Here is a 22,514-nt window from a genome sequence, read left to right as displayed (position 1 = left end):
GTCAGCCCACGTCCGATCGGGGAACGAGAAGGACCCGGGCGCGCGCGTCACCCGCGGTGGCGGCCTCCGTCGACAAGATCTCGATGCACAGGCCCGTCGGGCACGAGAAGATCGGCCACTCGAACGAGCGGCCCAGCGGCCCGTACAGCGTCGGCGTGCTCGTCGACGAGCCGAGCGGCCCCTGCGGACAGTCGACCTCCGCGCGCTGCGTCCGCCCGTCGACCCGCAGCGTCGACCCGGGCGGCAGGTACGGGATCTGGATGTCGGTGCACGCCGCGCACGGGTCGGCGACGTCCATGCAGTCCGAGCCCAGCGGGTTCGCCCAGAACCGCACGATCAGCCGCCGAAGCGCGCTGCCGCCGGTCTCCAGCTCCAGGACGGGCACGGCCTCCAGCCAGCCCGGCTGGTCGACGGGCGACAGCGACAGCACCGACCGGTAGAAGTCGTCCTCGCCGGTCGGGTAGCACGGGTCGACGGGGACCGGCGCCCGCACCGGCAGCGGCGGCGGCGGGCACTCCGGGTCCTCCAGGCACGGCGTCGCCTCGACGCACTCCCCGTACACCTCGTCCGGGTCCAGCGTCACCGGCGTGCCGGCCGACAGCGACACCCAGTCCGTGAGCGTCTGGAGCGGTTCCCGGTAGATCCACGGCACCGACGCCGCGAGCGTGAACGTGACCTCGGCGATGATCCCCTCGTCCAGGTACCGCGCCGACGTGATCTCGGGCCCCGTCATCAGGCCCACGCCGTACAGGTGCCGCAGCTCCCGCGTCCCGTCCCCGGTCGGGCAGCACGCGAACACGCCCAGCTCGTCGCCGACACACGAGCCCTCGCACGGGGCGCCCTGGAGCGCGGCGGACAGCCACTCCAGCGCGTACGGCAGCGCGCACTCATCGAGGACCAGGAGCAGCACCGTGTACGTGATCTCGCGGTGCGCACGCCGGGCAATGCCGAGGGCTGCGCCGTCGCCGACGAGCTGCACCGGGTCGCGGCTGCGCGTCGACTGAGAAAACCCGGCGACAGTCAGCCCCATCACGCCGAGGAACTGAGCGGACTCGGGGACCGCGGGGTCGTACCAGGGCGCCGGGTCCGTCACCGGGTCGACGTACGGCTCGTCGCTGATGGCCTCCGGGAGACCCGGGCACGGCTCGCACGACGTGAGCAGGCAGTACTTCTCGGCGTACACCGAGGCCCGCGCGGAGTTGATGATCTCGATGCATCCGAGGTCGGCGTAGTCGGCGATCACGTCACACCCCCGCCGCGAGGGCCATGCGGCCGTACAGGTGCTCGGCGAGGACCCGCGAGTCCTGCGCCGGCGTCGTGATGTTCCAGGTGTGGTTCACCGTCGTGTCTCCTCCGCTGGCGACCGGTCTCGACGGGCCGACCACCCCGCGCCGGGCGAGGAGTTCGAGGAGCCCGGACTGCTGTGCCAGCTCGACCGCGCGCCGGGGCCGGGTCAGCGGGATGACGACTTCCTTGCCGGCCTCACCGATCAGGGCCGGGGTCGCCTGCGTGACGATCCCGCCGTTCGCGAACGGCAGGAGGTTGCGGACCGAACTCGGCAGCCCCGACTTGATCTTCGAGACGATCCGAGCGCCGATGTTCCCCAGCGAGCTGACGATCCGTCCGGGCAGCGTCGAGAACAGGCTGACGACGCTGGAGATCAGCGACGACACCGCGCTGCGCGCCGACCCGACGGCGCTGCGGAACGCGCTCGCGATCCGGGAGCCGACCGAACTCAGGGCGCTCCCGACCCGGCCCGGCAGCCCGGAGAAGAACGACACGATCGACGAGCCGGCCGACCTGGCGGCCGACAGCGCCGACGAACCGGCCGACGTGAACAGCGACTTCACCTTGCCGGGCAGTGCGGCCAGCGCCGACCCGATCCGGCCGGGCAGCGCCGTGAAGAACGACACCGCCGACGAGATGAACGACGAGATCGCCGACACCGTCGCCGAGAAGGCCCGCGAGAAGGCCGAGCCGATCGCCGAGCCCAGCGACGCCAGCGCAGAGGCGATCTGCCCTGGCAGGACGGTGAAGACGTAGATCACTCCGGCGATGGCCGTGAGCAGGGCGATGCCGACCGCGGCGACCGCGTTGACGAAGAGGCTGACCAGGAGGCCGGGCAGCGCGGCCAGCGCCGCCAGGATCAGCCCGGGGAGCTGGACGAAGAAGTTGACGACGGCCTGGAAGCCGGCCGTCAGGGTCGCGCCCAGCGAGACGAACAGGTTCGAGAAGAACGAGCCGATCGTCGAGGCCAGCGACGAGAGCCCGCTCGTGATCATCCCCGGCAGAGCGACGATGAAGTTGACGACCGAGGTCAGCCCGGACGCCAGGCCGGTCAGCACCGACACGACCGCCGAGATGATCGGGACGACGGTGCTGATGACGACCCACGACGCGAACCCGACCGCGATCTGGAGGATCGGCGCCGCGATCCGCACCATCAGCGAGACGAGCGGCACCAGCGCGGCGACCAGGCCCGCGATGGGCGGCAGCAGCGGCACCAGCGCGCCGACCAGCGCGTTGAAGGCGTCGACGATCGGCGGCAGGATCGGCAGCAGCGACAGCAGGATCTGCGAGACCAGCGGCGCCAGCGCGGCGACGACGGTCGTCGCGGCGTCGCCGATCGTCACCAGGAGCGGGGCCAGCCCCTTCGCGGCGTCGCCGAGGGCCGCACCGAGCGCTTCCGCGATCTGCCCGAGAACCGGGATCAGGGGCGACAGGGCGCCGAGCAGCCCGGTCACGATCCCGACCAGCGGGCCGAGCAGCGGAACGACGATCTGGAGGGCCGCCCCCAGCACCGTTCCGAACAACTGCGCGATTTGCGCGATGACGGGGGCCAGGCTCCCCGCGAGCTGCCCGACCAGCGGCGCGACCGCCGACACCAGCTGACCGAAGACCGGCAGCAGCGTGCCGGTCAGGATCGGCACGAGTTGCAGCAGCGCCGGAAGCAGCTCCGAGATCGCCCCGCCGAGCGCCGTACCCAGCTGCGCCGCGATCGGAGCCACCCCGGCCGCGAACTGGTCGAACGCCGCCGTCAAGGTCGGCAGGAGCGGCAGCAGCGTGTTCGCCAGCGCCGTGATCACCGGCCCGAGCGCCGCGCTCAGCACCTTCAGCGCGTTGCCCAGCACCGAGTTGGCGGTGATCGCGAGCTGGGTGACCAGCGGCAGCAGCGGCTGGATCGCCGCCCGTACCGCGTCGAAGATCTGCGCCAGCCCGGCGAGCTGCCCGCCACCCCCGGCCGCCAGCGCCCCGAAGACGTCCGAGAGGATCCCGCCGACCGACAGGACCAGCGCGCCGAGCTGCTTGAAGACGCCGAGGGCGCCCTGCACCCAGGCGACGGCCTGCCCGGACTGCGCGGCCGTCTGGAGGAACGTCCCGAGGCGCGCGCCCAGGTTCGCGATCAGGTTCCCGGTCTGGGCCCCGAACGCCTGCGACACCGCGCCCGCGACCTGGACCAGGCCGGAGACGACCGGCCCGATCGCCGCGGCGAGACCGCTGGTCGCCGCCCTCGTCCCGTCCAGGACGCCCTTGATCGCCTGGATGCCGGTCGCCGACTTCGCGAAGTTCGCGACCCGCTCGGCGGCCAGACCGAAGTTCCCGGCGATCGCCGACAGGCCGGACTTCAACGGCCCGCTCAGCGCCTTCGCGACGGCGGTGATCTGGCCCTGGAGCGGCTTGAAGAACGCGTCCTGGACGCTGTCCTTCAACGAGTCGAACGCCGGCTTGAGGGCCCGGACCTCCTTGGCCGCCGCCTGGGCGGCGGGCGACAGCCCCTCAAGGGACTCCTCGAACTTCTTCGCGTCGTCGCCGAGGGCCGCGCCGAACGCGTCGCCGACGCCCGACAGCGCCAGCTTCAACGCGGCGCTCGCCGCGATGAACCCGCCGATCGCCGCCGGGGCCGCGGCAACGATCCCGATCGCCGGGGCGAGGGACGCGACGAACGAGGAGATGCCGGCCGCCGCGCTGAGCGCCGACGCACCGACCGCGGCGAACTTCAAGCCGCTGGCGAGGACCCCGCCGACGCCGCTCGCCAGCGACGACAGCCCGCGCAGCGCCCGGGAGAACCCGTTGACGTCCGGGTTCACCGGGACGTTCAGCGTCGGCAGGTTGTGCGCGCGCAGCCGGGCGTCGAACCCCGACATGTCGGGGACGACCTGGACCTCGACCTCGACGCCCGCCAGGAGCGCGCGGATCCGCTCGACGAACCCGGTCAGGTCCGGCGCGACCGGGATGTTGATGCTCTCCAGCGAGCGCAGTTGCGCCAGGACCCGGGCGTCGAACCGGCTGAGGTCCGGGACGACGTCGACGGTGACGTTCGCCGCATCCAGGCCGCGCTGGATGTTCCGGCGGATCTGGGTGCCGACGGTGCGGGTGGCCCTGTCCAGGGCCCGCGAGATCCGGATGCCGAGGTCGCGAGCGTCAGCGACGGCTTCCGCGTCGTCAAGGACGATGCGGATTACACCGCGACCGTAGTCCTCGTCGTCGGCCACCGGGCAACCTCGCAAAGAGCGATGTTGCCCGGCCCAAAACCAGCGGCGCCCCCCAGACTAGCCGGTGCGGCTACCCGTCATCCGCGCGTCTTCCGCGGCGAGCTGCGCCGCGAGGCTCTGCGCCTGCCCCATGTCCATGCCCATGCCGGGCGGTCGCGCCCGCCTCTGCGGCCCGCGCTGACCCTTCGGCGGGGCGTACAGCTTGGCCTTGATCCGCCGCCAGTCCGCCTCGTCCTCAGCGCCCTGCTCCAGAGTCGCCTCGGCGGCCGACAGCATCACCTTCAGCGACCACGCGTGGACATCGACGCCTTGGAGGGCGAGACTCCCCTCCCACGCCTCCCAGGAGGCGGCGATGCTGGCGCAGAGCCGCTGGACGACGTAGGAGGGCGGTTCCCTCCATACAGCTCGACAACCCACTCCATCAGCTCGACGAGCACCCGGTCCGGGTAACGGGTGCCGGCGTCCGCGACGGTGGCACCCTTCCGTTTCGCAGCGGCGGCGCCGGCCTCCTCCGGGTTCGGGTGGGAGCTGACCACCTTCCCGCCGACCACGACGTCCCACCGGGCGAACTCGTGCGCCGACTCCGGCAGCATCAGGCTCGCGAGGAACACGCGCATGGCGACGGTCGCCTCGCGGACCTTCGACAGGTCGGTGTCCGCCATGTTCGCCGGATCCAGGTTCAGGCGCCGGTTCGCCTCCTGAAGACGCTCGTACCGGTCCAGGAACTCATCGCCCAGGATCTCCGGCTCGAACAGGTAGGTGGCGCTGCCAATCTCCGCCTCGTGGGGCGTCGAGTTGAGCGTGAACTTCTTCGTAGCCACGGGTGGCCCTTCTTTTCCCGCGCGGGACGCCCGGCCCAAAACCAGCGACGTGAACCGAGAGGGTAATGCCTCCCCGGGCGGCTGCCGCGAACGGCCGCGAGGGCCGGCGACCGCCGCTTACAGTGATCTGGTAGCTACAGCGAGTGCAAGGGGGCGTCGCATGGTGAAGAAGGAGCCCGCAGACTACGGGCCGATCCAGTTCCCGGCCCGGCTGGGCCTGCAACAGTGGGAGTTCGAACGGGCGCAGGCCCTCGGCCTGATCCCGGCCGCCGATGTCGCCTCCGGGTCCCGGTGGTCGGCCGCGGTGGTCGCCGACGCGATGTCGCGCCTCGAAGAGATCCGCACGGCGGTCGGTGCTCAGCCCAACGTCGGTGCGTGGCGGGCCGCCGAAATCCTCGGCGAGCGCTTCGGCCAGGAGGTGAGCGCCGACGCGGTGATGGAGCTCGGCCGCCGCAACCTCATCCCCGTCATCGGCGAGTACAAGGGCCACGCCATGTACGACGGCCGGGCCCTGGAGGCGTTCGCCGACCGGGAAGCCCTCGACGCCGCCGCGCACGCCGGCCAGCTCTACTCGAAGAGCGCGGCAGCCGCGTACCTGCGCGTCCGCCCGGCCGACCTGGACGACCTCCTCGCCCGCACGGATCTCGACTGGACCGTGGCCCAGGCCACGCCCAAGGGCCGGCCGTCGCCGTTCGCGAAGCTCCCCGACCGGGAGCCCGCGAGCGCGTGAGCGCCGCGCCCGGTCAGCGCCCCTCGATCAGCGCCCTGGCCAGGAAGTTGTTCGGCCGGGTGCCCGGGTGCCGGGCGTACGCCGAGTACACGACCCGGCCGCCCACCTCGAACCGAAGCACGCCGCCCTTCCGGCGAGGGCGGATGATGTGCGGCCGGGTCCCGTCCAGCACGTACCGCACCGCCGGGTGGTCGCACGCGATGACGCCCTGGAGGCCGCCGGGCCCGTCCTGGACCTTCCACGTGATGTAGCTGCCCATCCTCCCGGGCGCCTCGCGCTCGGCGATCCGCGCGGTCCGCGCGGTGCGCTCCGCCAGGCGCCGCGCGACGAACCCGTTCCGCAGCCGCAGAGTCCGCGCGATCTTCCCCGGGTCGACCGTCACCTCGACGCTCACGGCGACTCCTCTCCGTCGTTCGGGCACTTCCCGCAGCCGGGGAGCGCCACGATGACGCGCTGCTCCAGGCCGACGCAACCGCCTTCCGGCCCGATCGTCTTCTGCTGCCCCATCACGAACCGCCGGCCGCGCCGCGTCTGCTGCGTGCCCGGCAGGCAGCACAGCAGCGCGTTGAAGACGGTCACCATGTCGATGTGGAGGACCTGCGCCGACGCGCCCAGGTCCTCGCACGAGGGCGGGCACCCGTTCTCGTTGAACGTCGGCGCGCACCGCAGCAGCGTCACGACGAGTTCGAGCGCGGTGATCGGCGGGGGCATACACCCGCGCACGCCCTGCACGATCCGCGACTCGTTCGGGAACTCCGCGTCGCTGCTGCCGTAGATCCGGGCCACGGACACCGAGAGCTGCCCGCCCCCGCCGTCCTCGCCGCACGGGTCGTCGCACGAGTCCCACGCGGGCGCCCCCGGGACCACGCACGCACGGCACGGGCAACCGGGCTGCCCCTCGATCTCCTCGGCGGTCCGGGCGAGCGCGGCGCACACGCAGCCGACGACGGCCTCGGTCAGGTCGCGGATCGCGAGCGGGTTCAGGGCCACGTCGTCATCCTGGGGCGCTTGTAGTCGGGGCTGTAGACGCGGCTCGGGGAGTCGAGCCGGTACGGGTTCACGACCGACAACCACAGGTCAACCAGCGGCAGGCCGGTGCGGCCCTCGGCGTAGATCAGGGACGGGTCGGGGAGTTCCATCTCCACGCCCTGGCGGACCATCCTCGTCAGGTTCCGGTTCGCCTTGCAGCCGCAGCTCCCCGACGGCGCGCACCCCTTGAGGAGGTGGCACGTCAGCTCGGACACCGCGGCGACCGCCGCCTCGTCGAGCGGCAGGCCGATCCGGTACTCCACGGTGAACGTTCCCGGCTCGCCGGGCGGCGCGGCCATGTCCTGGCAGGTGGGCCAGCACTCGCCGTCGGTGCGCACGAGCAGGCCGGCCGAGTCAACGCGGTACGCCTCCTGGACCAGGACCTCGCCGTCGACATCGACGCTGACGATGTCGTAGACCGGGCCCTCCAGGCGGACTTCGCACAGTTCGCCGCACGAGCAGTCCGACTTGCAGCCACACACCGACGCGTTGCGCCACACGCCGCCGGTGTCGATGTACGGAATCCACGGGCCGCCGCTGTACCCGGCCTGGAAGCTGACCGGGGCCGCGTCCAGGCACGCCCGGCGGCAGGGCCGCACCGCCACCGGGCACGGGCCGAGGCGGCGCCCGGACAGGCCCCACAGGATCTGCGAGGCGACGAGCGTCCACCGCTCCACGTCCTCCTCGGCCATGCCGTCGGCGATCTCGCAGCACAGGTTCGTGGGCCACGCCTCACAAGGCCCGGTACTGAGCGGCATCAGCGCCTCCCCGTGATCTCGTAGTGCGACGGCCGGAAGAACGCGGTCCTGATGTGCCGGCCGACCATGCCGTTCGCGAAGGCGTCGGGCATCGTGCTCAGCCACGGGCCGTGCGGGAAGCGGGGGCCGCGGTGCAGCACCTTCACGTCCTCGATCCGCTGCCCGCCGAGCCCCGCGAGCGTTCCGTACAGCGTCCGCTTGTGGACCGCCGTCAGCCGGCGGCCGACGTCCAGGGCCTCCAGCATCCGGTCCTTCTCCACGGGCAGCGGGACGTGCAGCTCGTACGACAGCGGGTCGTCGTAGCCGAGGCCGACGAGGAGATCCCGGGTCTCCCGCATCCCCGTCAGGTACTTCCCGGACGCGCGGGCCGCGTAGTACCGCTCGACCTCCCGGACCGGGCCGCGGTGCAGCACCGGCATCTGGTCCTGCCTCTGCATGACGAAGAAGTCGTCGTTCATCAGCAGGAACCGCGCGCTGACGTCGGGGTGTTCGCATGCAGCCCGGACCGCGATCGTTGTGTTCTGGTACTTCGTCCCCGGCTGCACGGTGGGGATGTGCTCGACGTTCCGCAGCCACGTCGGCCGGTAGCCCACCACCCACACCTTCCGGTGCGGGAGGTTCGCCGTCCACGTCCGCAGCGCGTACCGAAGCTGCTCGTTGACAGCGGTCTCCCGCACCGGAATGACGAGGTCGGGTGCCTCCATCGTCACGACGCCAGGCACAGGCCGCCGGTGACCGGGGTGTACTCGCACAGCGGCTCGGGCGGCTCGACCGTCGTGATGATCGTCCGCCGGTGGCAGTTCGAGCCGAGCGGCGTGAGGAGCGGACCGGCGGTACCGGCCGCGTCGAGAGCCATGACGTCGTACGGGCCGGTGCCCCAGCCGCCGCCCGCCCGGGTCGCGCCGGTGAGGGTGAGCGACGCGGCCTCGGAACCGACCTCCAGGTCGCCGAGCTGCCCGTTGGTGACCCACGGCATCAGGAAGTAGATCCAGGCGCCGGTGCCGGCCGAGTCGGCCTCACACGCGTCGGTGCCGATGACCTCGGCCCACAGCTCGATCGCGAAGCCGCTGTTGCACTGGATCGAGCAGTCGTCGTAGCCGATCGGGGTCCCGTCGAAGCCGTAGACGACCGGGTTGCCGGTCGTGATCTCGATCAGCTCGGGGCTGACCGAGAAGAACGACAGCTCGATGTCGTAGCCCTTGAACGACGGGCAACCCCTCTTGAAGCCGCAGATCCGGCCGTTGGCCGCCTTGTACTCGACGTCCTCGCCGTCGTCCACGTTCGCGTTCATGGCGAGCGTCGCGAAGCAGTCGAACGTGAAACCGTTGTCCTCGCCACAGATCGGGCGGCCACAGCCGTCGACGCGGGTGACGCGGATCGTGTCCGCGTTTGCGATGAGCGGGCAAGACATGCCGGGAACCTCCATCGAACTCGGAGGCCCGGCCCAAAACCAGCGGCGTCGAAATGAGTCTAGCCGCGACCGGGAGGCGCTACCCGGCCACGGCGAGACCCCCTACTTGCTCTTCGCGCGCTTGGCCTTCGCGGGCTCCGCCACGGCCTGCCCGCCGTCGCCCGGCTCGTCGTCCGCGGGCGGATCCTTCGGCAGCTCCAGCACGACCGTCCCGGCCGCCTGGTTGTACTCCTCCTCGGTGACCTCCCGGTACCCGTCCGGCACCGTGCCGAACGGGCCGAGGTCGCCGCTGACCGTCAGCCAGCCGCCGTTGTCGTTCACGTAGTAGCGCATGGTCAGGCTCCTCAGCGAGTGATGGCGATCAGGTGGGTGTCGGTGATCCACTGGTTCAGCGTCACGCTCCCCGAGACGACGTTGATCGCCGGGTAGACGCGGACCGAGTAGCCGGTGTGCGCGGCGAGGACGGCCGCCTGGGCCGTCGCGAACGTCCACCGCTCGTGCCCGGCGATGCCGCCCGCCTGGAGCTTGCTGTGCATGACGCGCACGCCCGGGGCGCCGCCGTTGATCGACACCGCGTATCCCAGGTCGAAGACGGCGCCGGCGGTCCACGTCGCCTCGACGTGCCCGGTGAACTCCGTGGAGAAGCTGAGCCCACGGCACGCGGTCAGCGAGTCCGCCGTGTACGTGCCCTCGGACCAGGCGGTCGTGTCGACGATGATGAAGCCGCCGGTGTCGGTCAGCGTCGGCGTGCCCAGCGGGTGGTTCTGCTGGAGCGTCACCGCCGCCGACGTGTGCTCGGGCGGGGTCCACAGCGCGCCCGTGGTCGGGTCGCACTTCAGCGTCGAGTTCTCGCTGTCGGTGCAGTCCCAGTCGTCCGCCCACGGCTGCTCGCCGGCGATCGGGAACGCCGCCAGAGGCGCCGCCGCGGTGCCCTCGCCCTGGAGACCACAGCCGACCTCCAGCGCGGCGGCAGACGGCACCAGGAGCCCGCCGTCCGTGCCGTACGAGAGGCCGTTGCCCGCATCGGTCGACGGCCGCGCCGTGATGATCCCGGTGTCCGGGTCGTAGCCCGCGCCGTCCCCGGCGGAGAAGCAGCCGCGCACGTCGGCGCACTCCAGGCTCAGCCCGTCGGGGCCGGACTGGATGAGCTGGTCTCCGCCGCCGGGCGGCGCCGGGTTCAGCTTCACGTCCGCGCTCACGCTGTACGGAGAGGCCGCGGTGCCGTCGCCGGTCAGCGTCAGGTCCACCGTGTCCGAGTCGGTGACCTCCAGCGCGGTCGGCTCGGCGGCGCCGCCGGCCGGAGTGAACAGGCCGCCGTCCGTCCCGAACGTCGTCGCGTTCCCCGCGTCGGCGGACACCCGGGCCGTGATGATGCCGGTGTCCGGGTCGTAGGCGGCGCCGTCGCCGGCGGAGAAGCAGCCGCGCACGTCCGCGCACTCCAGCGAGAGCCCGTCGGGGCCGGACTGGATGAGCTGGTCCCCGCCACCAGGCGGCGCCGGGTCGAGGATCACGTTGCTCGTGATGACGTACGGGTCGGCCGCCGTGCCCGCGCCGGTGACCTCGTTGTCGACGGTCGGCGAGTCCCCGGCCTCGATCACCGTCGGGTCGGCCGCGCCGCCGGTCGGCGCGTACAGCCCGCCGTCCGTGCCGTACGACACCGAGTTCCCCGCGTCGGTTGACGGCCGCGCCGTGATGATCCCGGTGTCCGGGTCGTAGCCCGCGCCGTCCCCGGCGGAGAAGCAGCCGCGCACGTCGGCGCACTCCAGGCTCAACCCGTCGGGGCCGGACTGGATGAGCTGGTCCCCGCCCCCGGGCGGCGCCGGGTCGAGGATGACCGAGCTGGTGACGACGTACGGGTCCGCGGCGGTACCCGTGCCGGTGACCTCCGTGTCGACCGTCGCAGAGTCGGCCGCCTCGAGTGCCGTCGGCTCGGCGGCGTCGGGCGCCGGGGTGAACAGGCCGCCGTCCGTCCCGAACGTCGTCGCGTTCCCCGCGTCGCCCGACACCCGGGCCGTGATGATGCCGGTGTCCGGGTCGTACGCGGCGCCGTCCCCGGCGGAGAAGCAGCCGCGCACGTCCGCGCACTCCAGGCTCAGCCCGTCGGGGCCGGACTGGATGAGCTGGTCTCCACCACCAGGCGGCGCGGGGTCGAGGATGACGTTCGAGGTGACGACGTACGGGTCCGCGGCGGTGCCCGTGCCGGTGACCTCCGTGTCGACGGTCGAACTGTCGGCCGCCTGCACGACGGTCGGCTCGGCGCCGTCGGCAGAGACGACGTACGGCAGCGACGGCGAGCCGTTGCCGTCGACGGTGACGCCGGGGCCGGCGGTAACGCGGCAGTTGCAGGGGCTCGGGCCGCAGCACTTGCTCATGGGTGCACTCCTGGCTCAGTACGAGGGGAAGGAGCGCCCGGCCCAAAACCAGCGGCGTCCAGTCGAGTCTAGGCCGGTCAGGTACCGGCAGCGTGGGCGTGAACGGTGACCCCGGCGGCCGGTGCGCCGACCGCGAGGACCCCGATGCCGAGGAGGGTGACCCCGGCCGAGGCGAGGACGTTGACCGTGGTCGACGCCGCCGAGTTCGCCGTGATCGAGCACGAGCGGAAGGCGCTGGCGCCCTGGGTTGCGAGGGTGACGACCGGCGCCGCCGAGAACGCCCCGACCGGCCACGTGAACGTCACGTTGCCGCTGCCGTCGGTGACGCCGGTCGCCCGCTCAATCCGAGGGCCCGGCCGGACGTACGCGCCCTCGGTGCCCACCTACGCCACCTGATCGTGTGTTTCACCTGCGAGTTCACACATAAACCTCGCGGGTGCGCATACCTTAGTCGCATGCCTAGTGGAGTTCACGGATACATCCCGCCGTGCATCGTTGAAGGATGCGCACGACCCAATAAGGCGCGCGGATTCTGCAATCTGCACTACCACCGCTTCGCGGCGACGGGCGACCCTCTTGCAACCAGGAAGACACCGAACGGTGGCTTCCTGGCCCTGCTCAAGCAGGCGGCGCGGGCGGCAACCGATGAGTGCATCGTCGCCAGCACCTTCTCGGGCCGCCCTGTGGCGAAGCTGAACGGCAAAAGCATGAACGCCAGCCGAGCCGTTTGGATCCTCGCCAACGGTGACCCGGGCCGTCTGCACGTCCTCCATACCTGCCACAACGACAGGTGCATCAGCATCAAGCACCTCTACACCGGAGATCACGACCGGAACATGCGGGACATGTCCGAGGCGGGCCGATGGGGAACCCGCGCTCTCCCCGTCGGCGCAGACCACGGTCGTGCTGTCCTGATCGAAGCGAACGTCCTCGACATTCGCCGTCGGGCGGCTGACGGCGAGAGCGCGGCGGCCCTTGCGCGTGAATTCAAAGTGCACAGGCGGACAGTAGAGAAAGTCATCAAGGGCGAAACGTGGAAGCATCTCGACTAGACCTCCCTTGTTGAGGAGATGACGAAGTCGCTGCCCGCGACCCCGGTGAACACGAACTGGTCCTGGAGCTGTTCGCCGCCGGGTCCGCCCCGGTCCACGCCCCACGACAGGGACGTCCCGGCCGCGAGGGTGACGGCCGTGCCGCCGCCGATGGCGACGGTCGGCGCTCCGGCGTAGACGACGAGCGTCACCGACCGGGCCCCGGCCGCGATCGTCACCGCCCCGGCGCCGGTCTGCCGCTGCGCCGTCGAGCCGATGAGCGGGTTGGGCTCGGCGGCCTGCTCGGCGTCGCACCGCACCACGTCGCCGGACGGGGCGTACGCGGTGACGCCGTCCAGCTCGGTGTCCGTGGCGACGGTCGTCCCGTCCTCGGTGCTGTACCGGCGCAGGAAGCTCCCCGCGTCGTCGCAGAGGATTTCGTACTCGTCGTCGGCCGTGGCCGCCGCCACGCTGCCGCTGGTACCGGACATAGATACCTCCTGGTGCCGGACCGGTCAGGGGCCCGCCGGCGCGCGGCGGGCCCCGTCCTAGTCGCTGATCTTCTTGTACGCGAGCCGGTGGTTGGTGCTGAACAGCCCGGTCGTGCTCGCAGGGGTGCCGACCGGCTTGCGGATGCCCATCTCGATCCGGATCCGGGTGGACTCCGTCACGGTGAGGAACTTCGTGAACTCGCACCGGTCGGCGTCAGACTTCGCGCTCGTCGGCGCGACGCCCTCGGTGTTCCGCTGCGCCGTGAACTGCGTACCGGGGATCGCGGCGTCCGCGGTGACGTTGTAGAGGCGGGCGATGACGGCGATGTTGTACGCCCCCGTGGCCGGGCCCACCGAGATCACGGTGCCGAGCGTGGCGCTGACCTCGTAGACACCGGCCTCCGGGAGCGTGATCGCCAGGCCGGGCAGCCTCCACGCGTCCTCGGCGACCGCGGCGAGGTCCAGCTCGGCGGCGACGATCTGCTCCTCGTACGGAGGCGCGAGCCGGGCCCCGACCTGCCACTCCGCAGGGCAGTCCCCATCGGCGGGGGCGACGACATCGACGGCCACAGACCGCGCGGCGCTGACCGCCGAGCCCGAGCCGGTGACACCGGCCAGGGCCGTGGACGGGACGAGGAGCCCGCTCGGGGCCTCCGTGAGGGCGTTGCACGGGTCGGGGTCGACGGTGACGGACGCGGACGAGACCGCGCCGACGCTGGAAGTGGTTCCACTCATCGAGTACCACCGCACATCGCGGAGAGCGGGAGGGGGACGGTATCGCGCATGTCAGCTCCTACGTCGATGCGGGGAGCAGTGACGCTCCCTCCGACCTGCTTCGATCGGTAAAATGAGGGGACGTCAGACCCCCGCGACGGCTGGAACCGCCCGGGGGCACGCCCGACACCTTCGTGAGAGGTATCGAGATGAACGAGTCTACGGACTGCATCGTTGACCCAGGCGCTACGCCCGGCGAGTACACCCGAGTCAGGTCCAGCGGCAAGGGCGACTACGCCCACCGCGTCGCCTGGATCGAGGCCAACGGCCCCATTCCGCCGGGGCTGGTCATCCGGCACAGGTGCGACAACCCGCCATGCCGCAACGTCGCGCACCTGCTTCTCGGGACCCACGCCGACAATGTGGCCGACATGGTTTCCCGGGGGCGCAACGCTCGCGGCGAGGACCACGGCATGGCCAAGCTGGCCGAGGACGAGGTCCGCCGGATCATCCTGGCCGTGCATGGTGGCGGCACCGTATGCGAGGTCGCGGCCCAGTTCGGCGTACACAACTCCCTGGTCAGCTTGATCACCACCGGGAAGGCGTGGCGCCCCGTCCTCGACGAGCTTGGAATCCCGCCTCGCCCCACTGACCGGCGCAAGCTGAACGACGGTACTGAGGCCATCATCCGGCAGCGGTACGCCACCGGTAGCGTGAGCCAGATCGGCTTGTCCCGGGAGTACGGCGTCTCTCAGCGGACGATCCAGAAGATCATCAAGGGTCGGCGCCACTAGCTCCTCACCTCCTCGTCCAGTTGAGGAGGTACTCCGCGCTGGCGTCGGCGCCGGCGAACGAGGCCGCGCTGAGGGCGGTGTCGGTGGGCTTGGACACGGACCAGGTCATCGCGACGCCGGCCGGGATCTCCACGGCGGCGCCGTCGGTCATCGTCACCGCGACCGCCCCGGCCAGGACGGTCAGGCTGACGCTCTGCACGCCGGTGAACTCGGCGACGAGATCCTGCGCGGCGGTGCCGGTGACGGCCCGTACGCCGGTGTCGACGGCCTGCCCGTCCGGGTCCGTCGGGTCCGTGGGGTCCGTGCCGCCGCAGGACCGCAGCTCGCCCTCCGGCTCGTCGACCTCTTCGCCGTCCGCGTCGAGCCACGTCACGGTGGTGGAGCCGTCGCACTCCTGCGTGAACCGCTTCGTGTAGGTCGTCGACTGGCGAGTCTGCGCCGAGCCGAGGGTGTACGCGGTCGGCGTGCCGCCCGCGGTGCGCTCCAGCAGCATCTGCCCGTACACGACGTCCGGGTTCGCGGTGGCGGCCTGGATGAAGAACAGGCACTGCCCGTTGTAGGCCGCGGCCCATCCGGCATCCGGGTCGAGGGTGGCGAGCGTTGCCGCCCACGCCCCGTGGAGCTGGTCCGCCGCGCCGCCGCAGCCCGTCGCCACGAACGTGGGCGGGGTGCCGGTGACCAGCTCGACGCCGTCCACGATCCACGAGTTCAGCCGCCACGTCCCCGCGCACTGGTCCATGTTCGGGGTCACGCTGCCGCACGGGCTGCCCTGCGTGTTGTCGTACGACGCCTTGGCGGTGACGACCTCCCAGCACTCCGTGCTGTACGACGACGGGCAGTCCCCGGCGGCGGCGCAGTCCACGACCGTGCCGGCCACCTCGTACGCGGTGACGCCGTCCAGCTCGGTGTCCATGACGCCGACGACGCCGCCGATGCAGTTCAGGCAGATGGTCCGCAGGAACGGCACCGGCGCCGCGCCCGGCACGGCGTCGCACAGGACCAGCGGGCTGCACTGCTCGCAGTCCGACGTGTTCCCGCCCCCGCCGCTGCTGCTGCCGCAGGTGCTGTGCGCGGTGCAGGAGGCGACCTCACCGACCGGGGTGTACGGCTGCCCCTCGTAGTCGGTGTCGAGGACGTCGACCAGGTCGCCGGTCACACAGTCCCGGCGGATCGTCCGCAGGAACGACGTGCCACACCCGGCCTGCACCGCGTCCAGCGTGATCGTGAAGTCGGAGACTGTCCACGACTTCTGACCCATGTGCCGGGTCTCCAGGTCCATCTTCAGGGCGATGGTCCCGGCCACGAGGTCCGCGTACGACACGTCGGCGGTCACGCTGAAGTTCGAGAACCCGCCGACCGGCGTGTCCCGGATCTCGTTCTCGCCCAGGACCGTGGCGCCGTTGAACAGGGTGTACCGGCCGCAGACGGCGTTCCCGGCCGCCGGGCCGTCGTTCGTCGCCGTGGCGGCGACGGTGAGGGTCAGGGTGTCCGGCCAGTCCCCGCACGGCGGGCAGGCGTCCGCGGGGAGGGTGAGGAGCGCGGCGGCGTACCGGTGGACGGGCTCCGGGGTCGGCTCTCCACCAGCCGGGCCGGCCACGACGATCGTCCCGCCGTCGAAGAGGGGCTGCGGGTCGACGAGGACGATCCGCTTGGTGACGCCGTCGCCGGTCTGGAAGTACGGCGTCGGGTCGGTGGCCGTGGCGACGACCAGGGCGCCGACGTCGAGCGGCGCCGAGTCGCACAGGGGGAGCGTGGTCGAGGAGCGGCACGGCTCGGGGTCCGGCGGCTGGCACACACCGACGGTCCCGGCCGGGGTGTACGGCGTGCCGTCGAGGCCGTAGTCGGAGTGCCCTACGATCGCCCCGTTCTCGTCGCGGCCGTAGTCCCGCACGAACGGGGTCGACGTGCCGTCCGTGGCGGTGTCGCAGAGCTGGACGAGATCCCGCTCGGGCTGCTCGACGCCGGCCGGGCACGTGGTGACGGTCCCGGTCGGCGTGTAGGTGTCGCCGGTGACCGCGTCGACCAGGCGCACCGCGTCGATCGTGCCGTCGTCCGCGTACGAGTACTCGATCAGGACCAGGCCGACGACGTCGCCGGCGTCGTCCACGTCGCAGAACGTGCCGGACACCTGGACGGACTGGGAGGAGCCGCACGAGGTCGTCCCGGCCGGGGGCGCCCCGGCGCTGTACGCGCCGGACGTGAGGTTGATCCAGCCCTCGGAGGTGACCGCGCCGGTGCAGTCCCGTACGACGGTCACCGCGATCGGCGTGCCGTCGGCGAGGCACAGGCCGACCGTCGCCGTGGGCGTGGTCGGTGACTCGCAGTCAGGGGAGGCCGGGCACACGCCGACCGTGCCCGCGGGGGCGTACGCGGCACCGTCCAGGGTGCGGTCGAGGGTGGCGATTAGCGTGCCCTCGCAGTCGTACGTGGTGGCCCGCACGAACTGGGTGGCGGTGCCGTCCGTCGCGGTGTCGCACAGCACCAGCACGGACGTGGTGGCGTTGCAGCCGTCCGAAGCCCCGCACGCCGTCAGGGTGCCGGACGGCGTGTACGTGTCGCCGGTGACCGGGTCGACGGTTCGTGTCCCGATCCGCTCGCCGGTGCTCGTGTCGTAGACCGGCTCGACGAGGGCCTGCCCGGCGATCGTGCCGTCCGGCAGGACATCGCAGAGCAGGACGGTCTCGACGTCCACGCGGGGCACGGCCCCGGCGCCGGACAGGATTACGGGCCCCTGCCCGCAGCATCCACTCATGACAGGGTGACTCCGATCGTGAACGAGACGGTGACGGTGCCGCTGCCGCCATTGGCCGTGATGGTCAGCGGGCCGGTCAGGGCGGCGTCGACATCGCGGCCGACGGACCAGGTGGCGGCCTCGCCGGTGTGCAGGGTGCTCGTGCCGTCCGTCGTGGTGACGGTGCCGGTGCCGCCGTGAGCGACCGCGGTGACGGACTGGAGCGTCGGCCAGGCGGCGGCCGACCAGGAGGAGCCGGCCGCGAGCTCCACGCGGCGGGCCTGGACGCCGAACGCCGGGTCGGCGCCCTCCGCGTCGTCCAGGGCGTCGCAGCCGACCGGGGCGACCGGCGTGTACGGCTCGGTGAGCCCTTCCGTGAAGGTGCCGAGGCTCGTCACGATGCCGGCGCAGTCCACGCCCAGCAGCTCGACGTAGGCGACATCGGGTAGGCCGTCGCCGTCGGTGTCGTCGCACCGGCACTCCGTCAGGACCTGGACGACGGCGCACGATTCGTCGCTGGCCTCGTCCGGGCAGGCGACGAGCGTTGCCGTCGCGGGGACGGTCAGCCCGGTCTCGATGTCGACCAGGGTCTTCGTGCCGTCGCAGTGCTGGACGGTCTGCGCGCGAGCGGACGGGGCCCGCTCGCTGAGCGTCAGCCGGGCGTCGAGGGCGCCCCACTCCCTCGTGGGGCCCCCGTGGCTCGCCCACTCGTAATACAGGGTGTGGGCGCCGGCGGGGAGGCTGACGGCCGCGTTGGTGACGGGGCTCCAGCTCTGGTTGTAGGCGTTCGGGTCGCTGAGGCTCGGGCTTCCCGGGGTGACGGAGAAGTCCGCGATGACCGTGCCGTCCAGCCAGATGCGATGCGGCCGGTCATCGGCCTGCGCGGCCAGGGCGACCGCGGTGATCGCGGACGTCGTCGTGAACTGCCGCCGCAGGTAGGAGAACCCGAGGGCCGTGTCCCCCAGGACGGTGCCGAGGCCCTTGCGGGTCGCCCCGGTGACCGGGCCGACACCGGCGGTCGCGACCGGGGCGCCGACGGGTGCAGGGGCGTAGGTGAGGGTCGCCGGATCGGAGACCGGGGTCGGGCTCGCCGCCTGCTGCCAGGTGCCGTCCGTGTCGGTACCCAGCGACAGGGTCGCCGAGGTCAGGGCGGGCGAGTAGCAGACCTCCCCCAGCGGCACGGGCACGCACTGCTCCTCGGGGGCCGCGCTGCACACCCCGACCGTGCCGAGCGGCGTGTAGGCGGTGGTGCCGTCGAGCCGGGTGTCGGTGACCGTGGTGACGTCACCGGCGCAGTCCCGGCACGTCGTCCGCAGGAACGGCTGCTCGACCGGCGTGATCTGGAAGTCGCCCACCTTCCGCACGGTGGTCTGCAACCCGCTGGAGGGCCCGGAGAACTGGAGCGCGGTGAGCGGCCCGGCGTTCACGAACGTCGACGTGTGCGCCGTGTTGGACACGCTCGCACCGGCCTTCGCCGTCAGCGTGCGGGTGGCCGGATCCCAGGTGTGCAGCGGGTGCACGTAGGTCGCGACCGATCCGGCCGGCATGGTCAGGGTGCCGAGGGTGCTGGCCGTACCGACGCCGACACGCACGCCCCAGGTCACGGCGACGGGCCGGGTGAGCGTGAGGGCGAAGTTGCCGCCCGAGCCCGGGAAGAGGACGACGGACCACCAGTTGGAGGGGTCGCTGCCTCCACGGCCGCCGGAGACGGACCAGCCGACGCCGTTCGCCGCGGTGCCCGAGTGGGCGCCGTTGTTGCCGGAGGACGCCGGGTCGAGGACGGGGGCGGTCGCCGCCGAGTCGGGCAGGTCGCACAAGACCGCGGTCGAGCAGTCGTGGCAGTTCTGAACGCAGCGGCCGACCACCCCCGCCGGGGTGTACGGGGCGCCGTCCAGGTCGTAGTCGGCGTGCCCGACGATGGCCCCGGCCTCGTCGCGGGCGAAGTCGCGGACGAACTCCGTCACCACACCGTCGGCGGCGGTGTCGCAGAGCTGCACCACGTCGCGCTCGGGCTGCTCGACCCCGGTCGGACACGTCGTGACCTCGCCCTGCGGGGTGTAGGTGCTGCCGGTGACGGCGTCGACCAGGCGCACCGCCTCGACCGCCCCGTCCGAGCCGTAGGTGTACTCGATCAGGACCAGGCCCAGGACGTCACCGGTGTTCGGGTCGACGTCGCAGAACGTGCCGGCCGTCGTGATGGAGCGCGGGTTGCCGCACGCCATCGTCCCGGCCGGGGGCTCCCCCGTGCTGTACGTCCCGCTGGTGAGGTTCAGCCACCCGTCCTGGGTGACGGTGCCCTCGCAGTCGCGGGTGACGAGGACCGCGATCGGTGTGCCGTCGGCCAGGCACAGGCCGAGCGTCGCGGCCGGTGTCGTGGGCGCCTCGCAGTCCGACGCCGAGCCCCCGGCGGCGCAGGTGCCGACGTCGCCGGTGACCAGGTGCGGGGTCTGCCCGTCCAGGGCGAAGTCCTCGAACGTCGCGGTGCCGTTGAGCCAGGTGTACCGGCGCAGGAACGGCCCCGACTCGTCGCACAGGGTGATCGTCTCGGCGTCGGGGCAGCCGTACGAGCAGTCGACCGGCGCCACCGGCGCGTACGGCGTCGAGGGGTCGTCCTGGTAGGTGAGGACGAGCTCGGCGGTGCCGTCCGCGCGGATGCACCACAGCTCCGAGTACGTGGCGTCCGGCTCGCCGTCGCCGTCGGTGTCGTCGCACAGCGTCCGGCACACGGTGTCGACGCACCCGGCCGAGCAGGCCCCGGCGCCGTCCGGCGGCAGGCCGGCCGTGTACACGCCGGTGAGCACGTCGATCCAGCCCTCGGCGATCGTCGCGCCCGCACAGTCCCGGGTGACGGTGACCGCGATGGGCGTGCCGTCGGGCAGGCAGAGGCCGACGGTGGCGACCGGCTGTGTCGGTGACTCGCAGGCCGTCGTGTCCGGGCCGCAATTGCAGTTGGTGAAGTTGCCGCCGACGCTCACGACACGTCTCCGTCCTGGTCGCACGGGCTGAGGAAGTTGATGTAGACGGCCGCCCCTTCGGGGAGGTCGACCGTGAACGGGGCGCACAGGGCGCCGGGCTGGCAGCCGGACGGCGGCGCCGCCCACTGGAACGCCGTCCCGCACTCGTTGACGACGGTGGCGTTGCCCGCGCAGTCGGTGATGGTGACCGGCCCGCACGCGACGGTCACGGCCACGGACTCGGTGCCCTCCGGCATCGACCAGGAGTCGGGGCCGCTGATGCCGAGGAGCTGCGGGCACAGCACGGTCGGCTGGCACTGCTCCTCGCACACCTGGCAGTCGACGACCTGGCCGACGGGGGTGTACGGGGTGATGCCGTCCTCGGCGGTGTCCGTGGACGTGGTGACGATGCCGTCGCAGTCGTGGACCAGGTGCCGCAGGAACGGCACACAGCCGCCGTCGGCCTGGTCGCACAGGCGGAGGAGGCTGACGGTTGAGCAGTCCTCGCGGCCGTCACTGCCGCACGGGACGGCGCCGGCCGGGGGCGGCCCGTCGGTGAAGGCGCCGGTCGTCGGGTCGATCCAGCCGGCGACCTCGGGCGGCGCGGCCTCGGCGCCGTCGCAGGCGCACGCGGACCGCAGGACCAGGAGGAGCGGGGTGCCGTCCTCGCGGCACAGCGGCACCGAGGCGATCGAGGGGGCGCAGCAGGACGTGCCCGGGTCTCCTCCGCCCCCGGGCGCGCACGGGATCGGCTCGACAGGCACTTACGCCTCCGCGTGCTTCTGGCGGCGGTGGGTGTCCCGGCCGCGCTCGCTGGTGAACTCGCGGTCGCAGCCGTCGCACGGGAAGACGCCTTCCGGTACTTCGGTGGGCGAGTCGCTCGGGTCGCTGTCCTCGGACGGGGCGGGCAGCGGCGTCGAGTCCGGGCCGTACGCCTCGGCGGGTACCTCGGGCAGCGGCTCGCCGGGGACGGCCTCCAGGAAGCCGTCAGGCGTGGCGACGCCGACCAGCTCGGTGCCGCCCGCGGTGCAGTCGGGGTGCGGGTGGACCTCCTCGCCGTTCTCCTCGTAGCACAGGCCGCAGGCCGGGAGCCGCCGCTGCTCGCGGGCGGCGTCCTCGTCCGGGGACACGTACCGGTGGCCGTCGACGAGCGCGCCGATCAGGATGCCCTCGGGGGCGTCGGCGAAGAGACCGGCGGGGACGGCGAAGAGGTTCGGGCCGATGGTGCGGATCTTCGGGACCTGGGCGACCGCCCACGCGGCGAACGCGCGGCGCTGCGCCCGGGTCGGCTGGATCTCGATCACGTTCAGGGGCATGTCGTCACCGCCACAGCGCAGATGGTGCAGGTCGTGCCGACGACGTACGTCCGCTCGACCAGGACGTTCCGGTCGTTGTTCCGCACGTTGACGGACGGGCCGGGCCGGTCGGGGATGGTCTCGGCGGGGCCGCGCCGGATGATGACGGGGCCGGTGATGTACAGCCAGGCGGTGCCCGGGTCGGCGGGCAGGTTCCCCGGGCCGGTGTTCATCGCGCTGTATCCGGCGCCGATGATCACGCAGTTCCCGGCGAGGGTGCGCAGGTTCCCGGTGGCCGGGTTCTCGCTGACGATGTTGCAGCAGCCGAGGAGCGCGGCGGCGCCGGCGGGGACGTGGAGGACTCCACGGCCGCCGTACGACTCCGCGAGGCATCCTTCGAGCGCGGCGACGCCCTGGGCGATGGAGACGGGACCGGCGGCCGGGGTGAGGTCGACGGCGGACATGGCGAGCGTGTTGGACCAGAACCCGGACTCGACGGCTTCCTGCTCGCCGAGCGCGAGCGATGCCTCGGCGTGGGCGCGGGCCTCCGCGTACGTCCAGCCGAGCGCGGAGCACTCGGCGCCGGCGTAGACGGTGATCGGGTCGGCGTGCTCGCTGGAGGGGCGGCAGAACTCCTTCTGGAGCGGGCCGGGGCTCTCCTCGCCGGGGCTCTCGTCGTCTAGGCAGGGGTCCCGCCACACGTTGACGGGGCAGCAACCGAGTGACAGCCACTCGACGCCGAGGAGTTCGTGGACGTCGTCGACATCTCGGATGTCGGTGCAGGCGCCGAGGATGCCGTGGGGCAGCGGTTCGCCTGGGATGGCCTCGACGTACTTCCTCATGCCTGCCATCGCTCACCTCCGTTCTGAATTGGGCTGTGCCGGGCCCAG

The 22,514-nt window shown here is 72.2% G+C and carries 22 protein-coding genes; 3 read left to right on the top strand and 19 right to left on the bottom strand.

What is annotated here, in order from left to right:
• Position 1 precedes the first annotated feature (1 nt).
• From RVR_RS16175 to RVR_RS16160, 4 genes are read right to left on the bottom strand one after another with little or no spacing between them, the layout of a single operon-like run.
• Positions 2 to 1,243: a hypothetical protein gene (locus RVR_RS16175; RefSeq protein ID WP_202234534.1), complete on the bottom strand. Its 1,242-nt coding sequence runs from the start codon at positions 1,241 to 1,243 to the stop codon at positions 2 to 4.
• Between the two features lies 1 nt (position 1,244).
• Positions 1,245 to 4,493, bottom strand: coding sequence for a phage tail family protein (locus tag RVR_RS16170; protein WP_202234533.1), 3,249 nt, complete (start codon positions 4,491 to 4,493; stop codon positions 1,245 to 1,247).
• A 57-nt stretch (positions 4,494 to 4,550) separates the two neighbouring features.
• A complete protein-coding gene (locus tag RVR_RS16165) occupies positions 4,551 to 4,769 on the bottom strand; it encodes a hypothetical protein (protein WP_202234532.1) in 219 nt (72 codons plus the stop codon).
• A gap of 5 nt (positions 4,770 to 4,774) precedes the next feature.
• Entirely contained in the window at positions 4,775 to 5,314 is a 540-nt protein-coding gene (locus RVR_RS16160) for a hypothetical protein (protein ID WP_202234531.1), read from the bottom strand.
• 160 nt (positions 5,315 to 5,474) lie between these two features.
• Between RVR_RS16160 and RVR_RS16155 the strand changes: the two genes are divergently transcribed.
• Positions 5,475 to 6,044 carry a hypothetical protein gene (locus RVR_RS16155; RefSeq protein ID WP_202234530.1) on the top strand — a complete coding sequence of 190 codons (570 nt, stop codon included), beginning with the start codon at positions 5,475 to 5,477 and terminating at the stop codon, positions 6,042 to 6,044.
• Between the two features lie 13 nt (positions 6,045 to 6,057).
• Here the strand turns inward: RVR_RS16155 and RVR_RS16150 are convergent, their stop codons facing one another.
• The 8 genes from RVR_RS16150 to RVR_RS16115 form a co-directional block, all read right to left on the bottom strand.
• Complete coding sequence (locus RVR_RS16150) at positions 6,058 to 6,438, bottom strand: hypothetical protein (protein ID WP_202234529.1); 381 nt, start codon at positions 6,436 to 6,438, stop codon at positions 6,058 to 6,060.
• Positions 6,435 to 7,034 carry a hypothetical protein gene (locus RVR_RS16145; protein ID WP_202234528.1) on the bottom strand — a complete coding sequence of 200 codons (600 nt, stop codon included), beginning with the start codon at positions 7,032 to 7,034 and terminating at the stop codon, positions 6,435 to 6,437. The genes RVR_RS16150 and RVR_RS16145 overlap by 4 nt, the downstream gene beginning before the upstream one ends.
• A complete protein-coding gene (locus RVR_RS16140) occupies positions 7,025 to 7,831 on the bottom strand; it encodes a hypothetical protein (RefSeq protein WP_202234527.1) in 807 nt (268 codons plus the stop codon). Before RVR_RS16140 ends, RVR_RS16145 begins: the two co-directional genes overlap by 10 nt.
• Positions 7,831 to 8,535, bottom strand: a complete 705-nt coding sequence (locus tag RVR_RS16135; protein WP_202234526.1) for a hypothetical protein — start codon at positions 8,533 to 8,535, stop codon at positions 7,831 to 7,833. The genes RVR_RS16140 and RVR_RS16135 overlap by 1 nt, the downstream gene beginning before the upstream one ends.
• Before the next feature lie 2 nt (positions 8,536 to 8,537).
• Entirely contained in the window at positions 8,538 to 9,242 is a 705-nt protein-coding gene (locus tag RVR_RS16130; RefSeq protein ID WP_202234525.1) for a hypothetical protein, read from the bottom strand.
• A 102-nt stretch (positions 9,243 to 9,344) separates the two neighbouring features.
• Positions 9,345 to 9,575: a hypothetical protein gene (locus tag RVR_RS16125; RefSeq protein ID WP_202234524.1), complete on the bottom strand. Its 231-nt coding sequence runs from the start codon at positions 9,573 to 9,575 to the stop codon at positions 9,345 to 9,347.
• A gap of 11 nt (positions 9,576 to 9,586) precedes the next feature.
• On the bottom strand, positions 9,587 to 11,614 hold the full coding sequence (locus RVR_RS16120) for a hypothetical protein (RefSeq protein WP_202234523.1): 2,028 nt from the start codon (positions 11,612 to 11,614) through the stop codon (positions 9,587 to 9,589).
• A 77-nt stretch (positions 11,615 to 11,691) separates the two neighbouring features.
• The gene (locus tag RVR_RS16115; protein WP_202234522.1) at positions 11,692 to 11,997 is read right to left on the bottom strand and encodes a hypothetical protein; all 306 of its coding nucleotides are present in this window, start codon (positions 11,995 to 11,997) and stop codon (positions 11,692 to 11,694) included.
• Positions 11,998 to 12,069: 72 nt separating this feature from the next.
• Between RVR_RS16115 and RVR_RS16110 the strand changes: the two genes are divergently transcribed.
• Positions 12,070 to 12,666 (top strand): helix-turn-helix domain-containing protein, encoded by a 597-nt coding sequence (locus RVR_RS16110; RefSeq protein WP_202234521.1) that lies wholly within the window; start codon positions 12,070 to 12,072, stop codon positions 12,664 to 12,666.
• Here RVR_RS16110 and RVR_RS16105 read toward each other — a convergent pair.
• Together RVR_RS16105 and RVR_RS16100 are read right to left on the bottom strand one after the other, a co-directional pair.
• Positions 12,663 to 13,136 (bottom strand): hypothetical protein, encoded by a 474-nt coding sequence (locus RVR_RS16105; protein ID WP_202234520.1) that lies wholly within the window; start codon positions 13,134 to 13,136, stop codon positions 12,663 to 12,665. The genes RVR_RS16110 and RVR_RS16105 overlap by 4 nt on opposite strands.
• A gap of 57 nt (positions 13,137 to 13,193) precedes the next feature.
• The gene (locus RVR_RS16100; protein WP_202234519.1) at positions 13,194 to 13,871 is read right to left on the bottom strand and encodes a hypothetical protein; all 678 of its coding nucleotides are present in this window, start codon (positions 13,869 to 13,871) and stop codon (positions 13,194 to 13,196) included.
• A gap of 188 nt (positions 13,872 to 14,059) precedes the next feature.
• Between RVR_RS16100 and RVR_RS16095 the strand changes: the two genes are divergently transcribed.
• Positions 14,060 to 14,644: an HNH endonuclease gene (locus tag RVR_RS16095; RefSeq protein WP_202234518.1), complete on the top strand. Its 585-nt coding sequence runs from the start codon at positions 14,060 to 14,062 to the stop codon at positions 14,642 to 14,644.
• Positions 14,645 to 14,648: 4 nt separating this feature from the next.
• Here RVR_RS16095 and RVR_RS16090 read toward each other — a convergent pair whose 3' ends face one another.
• From RVR_RS16090 to RVR_RS16070, 5 genes are read right to left on the bottom strand one after another with little or no spacing between them, the layout of a single operon-like run.
• Positions 14,649 to 17,336, bottom strand: a complete 2,688-nt coding sequence (locus RVR_RS16090) for a hypothetical protein (protein ID WP_202234517.1) — start codon at positions 17,334 to 17,336, stop codon at positions 14,649 to 14,651.
• Between the two features lie 56 nt (positions 17,337 to 17,392).
• On the bottom strand, positions 17,393 to 20,350 hold the full coding sequence (locus RVR_RS16085) for a hypothetical protein (RefSeq protein WP_202234516.1): 2,958 nt from the start codon (positions 20,348 to 20,350) through the stop codon (positions 17,393 to 17,395).
• The gene (locus RVR_RS16080; protein ID WP_202234515.1) at positions 20,347 to 21,093 is read right to left on the bottom strand and encodes a hypothetical protein; all 747 of its coding nucleotides are present in this window, start codon (positions 21,091 to 21,093) and stop codon (positions 20,347 to 20,349) included. The genes RVR_RS16085 and RVR_RS16080 overlap by 4 nt, the downstream gene beginning before the upstream one ends.
• A complete protein-coding gene (locus tag RVR_RS16075) occupies positions 21,094 to 21,645 on the bottom strand; it encodes a hypothetical protein (RefSeq protein ID WP_202234514.1) in 552 nt (183 codons plus the stop codon).
• Complete coding sequence (locus tag RVR_RS16070) at positions 21,636 to 22,475, bottom strand: cupin (protein WP_202234513.1); 840 nt, start codon at positions 22,473 to 22,475, stop codon at positions 21,636 to 21,638. Before RVR_RS16070 ends, RVR_RS16075 begins: the two co-directional genes overlap by 10 nt.
• Positions 22,476 to 22,514 lie beyond the last annotated feature (39 nt).

Origin of the sequence: Streptomyces sp. SN-593 (assembly GCF_016756395.1) — a bacterium.
In the GTDB taxonomy this organism is placed as follows: Bacteria; Actinomycetota; Actinomycetes; order Streptomycetales; family Streptomycetaceae; genus Actinacidiphila; species Actinacidiphila reveromycinica.
Note: the sequence above shows the minus strand (reverse complement) of the source record. Positions and strands in the feature narration are given on the sequence as shown.